Here is an 8,115-nt window from a genome sequence, read left to right on the forward strand (position 1 = left end):
GGCGGCGCCGAGGTGGTGCGGCGGGCGGCGGCGGTGCTCGCCGGGGACGGCGTCGCGAGCGCCGAGGTGAGTACGTCGATGGAGACGGCCGCCGGGGGCACCCGGGTCACGATCAGGGGCTCGGGGGCGTACGACTTCCGGGCCGGGTCGGGCCGGCTGAAGGTGGTGCTGCCGCCCGACGCGGCGGGCGAGGAGGAGCACCGGCCGATCACGGAGCTGCTGGCGCCGGGCGCGCTGTACATGATGAACCGGGGCGCGGGGGTGCCCGCCGGCAAGTGGGTGCGCATCGACACGACGGCGCTGGAGGACGGCAACCTGGTCACCGGCGGGGTGACCGATCCGCTGGCCGCGGCCGAGCTGCTGCGGGGCACGCGGGCGGTGACGTACGTCGGCGAGACGGATGTGGCCGGGGTGGCCGTGCGGCACTACCGGGGCACCGCGGACATCGGCCGGGCGGCGCGGCTGGCTGCGCCGGGGGCGCGGGCGGCCCTGGTGGCGGCGGCGAAAGGGTTCCGCACGGGGGGCGTGCGGTTCGACGCGTATCTGGACGAGCAGGGGCGACTGCGCAAAGTGCGCCACCGGTTCAGCTTCGCCAACGGGGGCCGGGCGGCGGAGGTCGTCTCGACGACGCTGCTGTACGGGTTCGGCGTGCCCGTCACCGTACGGCTGCCGCACGACCGGGACATCTACACCGGCGAGATCGGGCGGGGGCGGGCGTGAGACGACTCGCACGGGCCCGCGTGGGTGGGGGCGAAATGGTCCGTCCGTGCCATGCGCGGTGCGTGTCGGGATCTCTACCCTGGGAAGCCGGTAACGGCAGTGAGAGGTGAGTGACGTGGTGACGCTCGGCGCCCCGACCGTATCGGACCATGTGGCGCTCGCCGAGATCGAGCTGTGCGGGGAACTGATGATCGCCGCCTCCGCGGCGCACGGGGAACGGCTCAGCGCGGACCGTATCGACGAGGTGCTCGACGTGAAGGTGAGCACCGAGCGCACCACTGTCACCGACCGCACCACCGTCACCGAGCGCACCACCGTCCCCCGGCAGGGCGATCACCGGGGCTGACGGGTCAGGTCCGCAGCAGGCGGGCGATGGCCTTGGTGGCCTCCTCCACCTTCGCGTCGACCTCGTCGCCGCCCTTGAGGGCCGCGTCGGCGACGCAGTGGCGCAGGTGCTCCTCCAAGAGCTGGAGCGCGAAGGACTGGAGGGCCTTGGTGGACGCCGAGACCTGGGTGAGTATGTCGATGCAGTAGACGTCCTCGTCGACCATGCGCTGGAGGCCGCGGATCTGGCCCTCGACGCGGCGCAGGCGCTTGAGGTGTTCGGCCTTCTGGTGGTGGTAGCCGTGTATGCCGCGGTCGTGGTCGGTGACGATCGCTTCCACGGGGGCCGCGACGGGTGCCGCGTCCGGCGAGGGACCGGTCCCCGTGGCCTCGGTGGTGGTCATTGCTGCCTCCCGTTTTCCCTTTACCCTGCCGTTTGAATACCCCTGGTGGGTATATCCTAACGAATTCAGCTGAAACGTGACCGGGGTCCCGTGCTGATCACCGTGCCTGATGCGCGACACTGAAGAATGCCGGTTAGCCGTGGCCGGATGATGCGCCTAGCATCAGCCTGACCGAATCCAAAGCACCCCGAGGACCCCACGTGCGCTTTCGTCTGACCCCCAGGGAGACGAGCTTCTACGACATGTTCTCCGCATCCGCGGACAACATCGTCACGGGCTCGAAACTCCTGATGGAACTGCTCGGGGCGGACTCGTCCTCCCGGGCCGAGATCGCGGAGCGCATGCGGGCAGCGGAGCACGCGGGGGACGATGCCACCCACGCGATCTTCCACCAGCTGAACTCCTCCTTCATTACGCCGTTCGACCGTGAGGACATTTACAACCTCGCGTCGTCGCTCGACGACATCATGGACTTCATGGAGGAGGCCGTCGACCTGGTCGTGCTGTACCAGATCGACCAGCTCCCCAAGGGCGTGGAGCAGCAGGTCGAGGTGCTGGCGCGGGCGGCCGAACTGACCGCCGAGGCCATGCCGGGTCTGCGCACCATGGACAACCTCACCGAGTACTGGATCGAGGTCAACCGTCTGGAGAACCAGGCCGACCAGATCCACCGCAAGCTGCTCGCCCACCTCTTCAACGGCAAGTACGACGCCATAGAGGTGCTGAAGCTGAAGCAGATCGTGGACGTGCTGGAAGAGGCTGCCGACGCGTTCGAGCACGTCGCGAACACGGTGGAGACCATCGCGGTCAAGGAGTCCTGAACCACGTGGACACCTTCGTACTGATCGTGACCATCGGCGTCGCGCTCGGCTTCACCTATACCAACGGCTTCCACGACTCGGCGAACGCGATCGCCACGTCGGTCTCGACCCGTGCGCTGACGCCGCGTGCGGCGCTGGCGATGGCGGCCGTGATGAACCTCGCGGGCGCGTTCCTCGGCAGCGGGGTCGCCAAGACCGTCAGTGAGGGCCTGATCGCGACGCCCGAGGGCAACAAGGGGATGGGCATCCTCTTCGCCGCGCTCGTCGGTGCCGTCATCTGGAACCTGGTCACCTGGTACTTCGGCCTGCCCTCGTCGTCCTCGCACGCGCTGTTCGGCGGGATGGTCGGCGCGGCGCTGGCCGGCGGGACGATGGTGCACTGGGACGGGGTGCTCGACAAGATCGTCATCCCGATGTTCCTGTCGCCGGTGATCGGCCTGGTGGTCGGTTACCTGGTGATGGTCGCCATCATGTGGATGTTCCGGAAGGCCAACCCGCACAAGGCCAAGCGCGGTTTCCGCATCGCGCAGACGGTCTCGGCCGCGGGCATGGCGCTCGGGCACGGTCTCCAGGACGCGCAGAAGACGATGGGCATCGTGGTGATGGCCCTGGTCATCGCGGACGTGGAGTCCCCGAGCGACCCGATTCCGGTCTGGGTGAAGCTGGTCTGCGCGCTGATGCTGTCGCTCGGTACGTACGCGGGTGGCTGGCGCATCATGCGTACGCTCGGCCGGAAGATCATCGAGCTGGACCCGCCGCAGGGTTTCGCCGCCGAGACGACGGGTGCGTCGATCATGTTCGGTTCGGCGTTCCTCTTCCACGCGCCGATCTCGACCACGCACGTGATCACGTCGGCGATCATGGGCGTGGGCGCCACGAAGCGGGTGAACGCGGTGCGGTGGGGTGTCGCGAAGAACATCATCCTGGGGTGGTTCATCACCATGCCGGCCGCGGCGCTGGTCGCCGCCGCGAGTTACGGGGTCGTCTACCTGATGTTCGGCTGACGCCGGCTGCTGTACGTGGGTCCGCCCCGCACTCCCTCGGGAGTGCGGGGCGGACCCCTTTCGCCTTGTGGTGGCACCGCCATGCAGCACCCCAAGGCCGTACGGGAGGGCCGGGCGGATCAGCCGAAGCGGCCGGAGATGTAGTCCTCGGTGGCCTGGACCGACGGGTTGGAGAAGATGCGTTCCGTCTCGTCGATCTCGATGAGCTTGCCGGGCTTGCCGACCGCCGCCAGGTTGAAGAACGCGGTGCGGTCCGAGACGCGGGCCGCCTGCTGCATGTTGTGCGTGACGATGACGATCGTGAACCGCTCCTTGAGCTCGCCCACCAGGTCCTCGATGGCGAGGGTGGAGATCGGGTCGAGGGCGGAGCACGGCTCGTCCATCAGCAGCACGTCCGGCTCGACGGCGATCGCGCGGGCGATGCACAGGCGCTGCTGCTGACCGCCGGAGAGGCCGGAGCCGGGCTTGTTCAGCCGGTCCTTGACCTCGTTCCACAGGTTCGCGCCGCGCAGGGACTTCTCGACGATGTCGTTGAGGGCGTTCTTGCGGTACGAGCCGTTGAGGCGCAGGCCGGCCGCCACGTTGTCGAAGATCGACATGGTGGGGAAGGGGTTCGGGCGCTGGAAGACCATGCCGACCGTACGGCGTACGGTCACCGGGTCGACGTGCGTCCCGTACAGGTTCTCGTCGTCCAGGAGCACCTTGCCCTCGACGCGGCCGCCGGGGGTGACCTCGTGCATACGGTTCAGGGTGCGCAGGAAGGTGGACTTGCCGCAGCCGGAGGGGCCGATGAAGGCGGTCACCGAGCGGGGCTCGATGGTCATGGAGATGTCGTCTATCGCCTTGTGACTGCCGTAGTAGGCCGACAGTCCGCTGACGTCGATGCGCTTGGCCATCTGAATCACTGCTGCTTTCCGCCGGGCCTAGCGGCCGGTCTTGGGGGCCTTCCAGCGGGCGATGCCGCGGGCCACCAGGTTGAGGATCATGACGAAGGCGATCAGGACCAGGGCCGCTGCCCAGGCGCGGTCGTAGGACGCGGCCTCACCGATCTTGTACTGCTCGTAGATGTAGAAGGGCAGTGACGACTGGGCGCCTTCGAAGGGGTTGGTGTTGATCAGCTGACTGCCGAAGACCAGCAGGATGATCGGGGCGGTCTCGCCGGCGATGCGGGCGACGGCGAGCATGACGCCGGTCGCGATGCCGCCGATCGCGGTCGGCAGGACCACCTTCAGGATCGTGCGCCACTTCGGGATGCCGAGGGCGAGGGACGCCTCGCGGAGCTCGTTCGGGACGAGCTTGAGCATCTCCTCGGTGGAGCGGACGACGACCGGGATCATCAGGATCGTCAGGGCGAGCGCGCCCATCAGGCCGGACGGTTCCAGGCCCGCGATGAGCATGATCGAGAGGATGAAGAGACCGGCCACGATCGACGGGATGCCGGTCATGACGTCCACGAAGAAGGTGACGGCCCTGGCCAGCGCGCCCTTGCCGTACTCCACCAGGTAGACGGCGGTGAGCAGGCCGAGCGGGGCGGAGATCACGGTGGCGATGCCGACCTGCTCCAGGGTGCCGATCAGCGCGTGGTAGACGCCGCCGCTGGCCTCGGCCCCGAGGACACCGGCCATCGAGTGGGTCAGGAAGTAGCCGTCCAGGCGTTCGGAGCCGCGGCTGACGGTCGTCCAGAGCAGCGAGGCCAGCGGGACGACGGCGAGCAGGAAGCAGACCCAGACCAGGCTGGTGGCGAGGCGGTCCCGGGCCTGGCGCTGGTTCTCGACCACGCTGGTGGTGACGTACGAGATGGCCAGGAAGAGCAGCGCGGAGACCAGGCCCCACTGCACGCGGCTCTGCCAGCCGGCGGCGAGGCCGATGCCGATGCCGAGGGCGACGGCGACGACGGCGAAGCCGAGCGGGGCGAGGCGCGGCAGGGACCGGCTGCTGAGGCTGCCCTTCGGGGCGGCCGGTGCGGGCGTCGGGAGTTCCTGGACGCCGGGGGTGGTGGTGGCGTGGCTCATGCGTTGGCCCCCGAGTACTCCTTGCGGCGGGCGATGATGAGCCGGGCCGCGCCGTTGACCAGCAGGGTGAGGACGAAGAGGACCAGGCCCGAGGCGATCAGGGCGTCCCGCCCGAATGCGTCGGCCTCGCCGAACTTCGCCGCGATGTTCTGGGCGAACGTCCCGCCGCCCGGGTTGAGCACGTGCAGCGAGATCAGGAAGTTCGGCGACAGGACGGTGGCGACGGCCATCGTCTCGCCGAGCGCGCGGCCGAGGCCCAGCATCGAGGCGGAGATGACGCCGGAGCGGCCGAACGGCAGGACCGAGAGGCGGATGACCTCCCAGCGCGTGGCGCCGAGGGCGAGCGCGGCCTCCTCGTTCATCCGGGGGACCTGGAGGAAGACCTCGCGGCTGACGCTCGTCACGATCGGAAGGATCATGACCGCGAGGAGGATGCCGACGGTGAAGAGGGAGCGGGCGACGCCGATCTCGGTCTTCTCGAAGACGTACGTCCAGCCGAAGAACTGGTCGAGCCAGAGGTTGAGCCCCTCCAGGTACGGCACGAGGACGAGGGCGCCCCAGATGCCGTAGACGATGCTGGGCACGGCGGCGAGCAGGTCGATGACGTACGCGATCGCGCCGGCCAGCTTGCGCGGGGCGTAGTGCGAGATGAACAGGGCGATGCCGACGGCGACGGGGACCGCGATGGCCATCGCGATGACGGAGCTGACGACGGTCCCGAAGAGCAGGACGGCGATGCCGAAGACGGGCGGGTCACCGGCCGGGTTCCAGTCGAAGGTGGTGAGGAAGTTGCCCTCGTCCTTCGAGATGGCGATCGCGGCACGGTAGGTGAGGAACACGGCGATCGACGCCATGATCACCAGGAGCAGGATGCCGGAGCCGCGCGAGAGGCCGAGGAAGATCCGGTCGCCGGTGCGGCCCGTGGACCGGGGGCGGGATCGCCCGCCCGGTGGGGTGTGTATCTGTGGTGTGGTGGAAGCCATGGTCTTTCCGGTCTGTGTGGGGGAGCCGGGGCTCCCCTGGCGGCGGTGCACCGGAGGGGTGGCGGCCGGTCCGGAGGGGTGTCCCGGACCGGCCGCCGGACGTGCTGGGTGTCGTACGGCTGGTTACGAGAGGCCGGCGACGGTCTCGCGGACCTTGGCGTTGATCTCCTCGGGGATCGGGGCGTAGCCCGCCTCGGTGAGGAGCTTCTGGCCGTCCGCCGAGGCGGTGTAGGTCAGGAAGGACTTGACGGTGCCGAGGGTGTCGGCCTTGTTGCCGGTGTCGCAGACGACCTCGTAGGTGACGAGGACCAGCGGGTAGGCGCCGTCGGCCTTGGTGGTGTAGTCGAGGTCGAGCGCCAGGTCCTTGCCGGTGCCCTTGACCTTGGCGGCGGCGATGGCCTTCGAGGCGTTCTCGGAGGACGCCTTGACCGGGGCGGAGCCGCCGGTGTCGATGTCGACCGTGGAGATCTGCTGCGAGGTGGCGTAGGACAGCTCGAAGTAGCCGATGGAGCCGTCGACCTGCTTCACCGTGGAGGCGACACCGGAGGAGCCGGACGCGGCCTGGCCGCCGGGGGCGGGCCACTTCTTCTCGGCCTCGTACTTCCAGTCCTTCGGCGCGGCGGCGCCCAGGTACTTGCCGAGGTTCTGCGTGGTGCCGGAGTCCTCGGAGCGGTGGAAGGGCTGGATCGCCTTGTCCGGCAGCTTGGCGTCGGGGTTGAGCTTGGCGATCGCCTCGTCGTTCCACTTCTTGATCTTCGTGTCGAAGATCTTGGCGAGGGTCGGGGCGTCCAGCGTCAGGCTGTCGACGCCTTCCAGGTGGAAGCCGACGGCGATCGGGCCGCCGACCATCGGGAGGTTGATGCCCTGGCCGGACTTGCAGATCTTCTTGGACTCGGCGACCTCCTCGGGCTTCAGCGCCGAGTCGGAGCCGGCGAAGCCGACGGTGCCCTGGTTGAAGGCGACGATGCCCTCGCCGGACGAGGAGGAGTTGTAGTTGATCTCCACGCCGGAGCAGGCGGCCATGTACTCCTTGACCCAGAGGTCCATGGCGTTCTTCTGCGCGCTGGAGCCGGAGGCGCGCAGCTGGCCCTTGGCGCCGTCGCACTTGACGTTGGACGCGGCCTTCGTCTTGGCCCCGCCGGTGGCGGAGGTCTCGCCGCTGTTGTCGTCCGAACCGCACGCCGTGAGGACCAGGGCGCCGGAGACGGCGAGGGCACCGAGCGCGGTGGCACGAAGCCGGTTCTTGCGCTGAAGCTTCACTTTCGGGTGTTCCTTCCAGATACCGCCGCGGCTGCTGTTGCGGGCGGCGTGCGACGCGGGCGGTGCAGTGGCTGACCGCTGCACCCGGTAGGTCTGAAATTAGGCAGAACAGGTGACGTGGTTGACGGGGGTGAGTGAACGGGGGGTGAACCGTGGCGGGCGGCCCGGTTCCGGGCCCTACGCCTCCGGCAGCGTCTTCAGCGCCGCGTCCAGCACCTCGCGGTCGCGCTGCTGGGTCAGACGCTCGCGGGCGGCTGCCGGCGGGAGCCACACCACCGCGTCGACCTCGTCGTTCGGGGTGAAGGAGCCCCTCGTGGCCTCGGCGGACCAGTACGTGACCTCCTTCGGGCGGCCCTTCGCGACGTACCGGACCATGGGCAGCACGGCCCCCGGCACACAGTGGTGGCCCGTCTCCTCCAGGACCTCGCGGACCGCGGCCTCCCGCGGGGACTCGCCGCGCTTCAGCTTGCCCTTGGGGAACGACCAGTCGTCGTAACGCGGCCGGTGCACGAGGCACAGCCGCACGCCCCCGGCGGGCGCGGGCGGGCGGCGCCACAGGACGCAGCCCGCCGCCCGCACCGTGCCGC

10 protein-coding genes are annotated in these 8,115 nt (G+C 69.3%); 4 read left to right on the forward strand and 6 right to left on the reverse strand.

Annotated features, from left to right (window positions below; translation table 11 throughout):
- Positions 1-720: hypothetical protein (locus G3I41_RS17430; protein ID WP_164401149.1), on the forward strand; the 720-nt coding region annotated here is incomplete at its 5' end.
- 115 nt (positions 721-835) lie between these two features.
- Complete coding sequence (locus G3I41_RS17435) at positions 836-1,066, forward strand: hypothetical protein (protein ID WP_164401150.1); 231 nt, start codon at positions 836-838, stop codon at positions 1,064-1,066.
- Positions 1,067-1,070: 4 nt separating this feature from the next.
- Here the strand turns inward: G3I41_RS17435 and G3I41_RS17440 are convergent, their stop codons facing one another.
- Positions 1,071-1,448, reverse strand: coding sequence for a metal-sensitive transcriptional regulator (locus G3I41_RS17440; protein ID WP_164401151.1), 378 nt, complete (start codon positions 1,446-1,448; stop codon positions 1,071-1,073).
- A 200-nt stretch (positions 1,449-1,648) separates the two neighbouring features.
- Here G3I41_RS17440 and G3I41_RS17445 point away from each other — a divergent pair, with 200 nt between their 5' ends.
- Positions 1,649-2,269, forward strand: a complete 621-nt coding sequence (locus G3I41_RS17445) for a DUF47 family protein (RefSeq protein WP_164401152.1) — start codon at positions 1,649-1,651, stop codon at positions 2,267-2,269.
- A gap of 5 nt (positions 2,270-2,274) precedes the next feature.
- Complete coding sequence (locus G3I41_RS17450) at positions 2,275-3,273, forward strand: inorganic phosphate transporter (protein WP_073964811.1); 999 nt, start codon at positions 2,275-2,277, stop codon at positions 3,271-3,273.
- Between the two features lie 119 nt (positions 3,274-3,392).
- On the opposite strand, the gene pstB is transcribed toward G3I41_RS17450, so the two are convergent.
- The 5 genes from pstB to G3I41_RS17475 all read right to left on the reverse strand — a co-directional run.
- A complete protein-coding gene (gene pstB / locus G3I41_RS17455; RefSeq protein ID WP_164401153.1) occupies positions 3,393-4,169 on the reverse strand; it encodes a phosphate ABC transporter ATP-binding protein PstB in 777 nt (258 codons plus the stop codon).
- A gap of 27 nt (positions 4,170-4,196) precedes the next feature.
- Positions 4,197-5,285, reverse strand: coding sequence for a phosphate ABC transporter permease PstA (pstA, locus tag G3I41_RS17460; RefSeq protein ID WP_164401154.1), 1,089 nt, complete (start codon positions 5,283-5,285; stop codon positions 4,197-4,199).
- A complete protein-coding gene (gene pstC / locus G3I41_RS17465) occupies positions 5,282-6,268 on the reverse strand; it encodes a phosphate ABC transporter permease subunit PstC (protein WP_164401155.1) in 987 nt (328 codons plus the stop codon). The genes pstA and pstC overlap by 4 nt, the downstream gene beginning before the upstream one ends.
- A 123-nt stretch (positions 6,269-6,391) precedes the next feature.
- Positions 6,392-7,528 (reverse strand): phosphate ABC transporter substrate-binding protein PstS, encoded by a 1,137-nt coding sequence (pstS, locus tag G3I41_RS17470; protein ID WP_164401156.1) that lies wholly within the window; start codon positions 7,526-7,528, stop codon positions 6,392-6,394.
- Between the two features lie 177 nt (positions 7,529-7,705).
- The coding region (locus G3I41_RS17475) for an NUDIX hydrolase (RefSeq protein ID WP_164401157.1) at positions 7,706-8,115 on the reverse strand (410 nt) is incomplete at its 5' end.

The sequence above is a fragment of the Streptomyces sp. SID9727 genome, assembly GCF_010550605.1.
Lineage (GTDB): Bacteria > Actinomycetota > Actinomycetes > Streptomycetales > Streptomycetaceae > Streptomyces.

Excerpts from the sequence above, each read along its gene's own strand:
- G3I41_RS17440 (WP_164401151.1), bottom strand. The coding sequence starts at position 1,448 with ATGACCACCACCGAGGCCACGGGGACCGGTCCCTCGCCGGACGCGGCA.
- pstB (WP_164401153.1), bottom strand. The coding sequence starts at position 4,169 with ATGGCCAAGCGCATCGACGTCAGCGGACTGTCGGCCTACTACGGCAGT.
- pstA (WP_164401154.1), bottom strand. The coding sequence starts at position 5,285 with ATGAGCCACGCCACCACCACCCCCGGCGTCCAGGAACTCCCGACGCCC.
- pstC (WP_164401155.1), bottom strand. The coding sequence starts at position 6,268 with ATGGCTTCCACCACACCACAGATACACACCCCACCGGGCGGGCGATCC.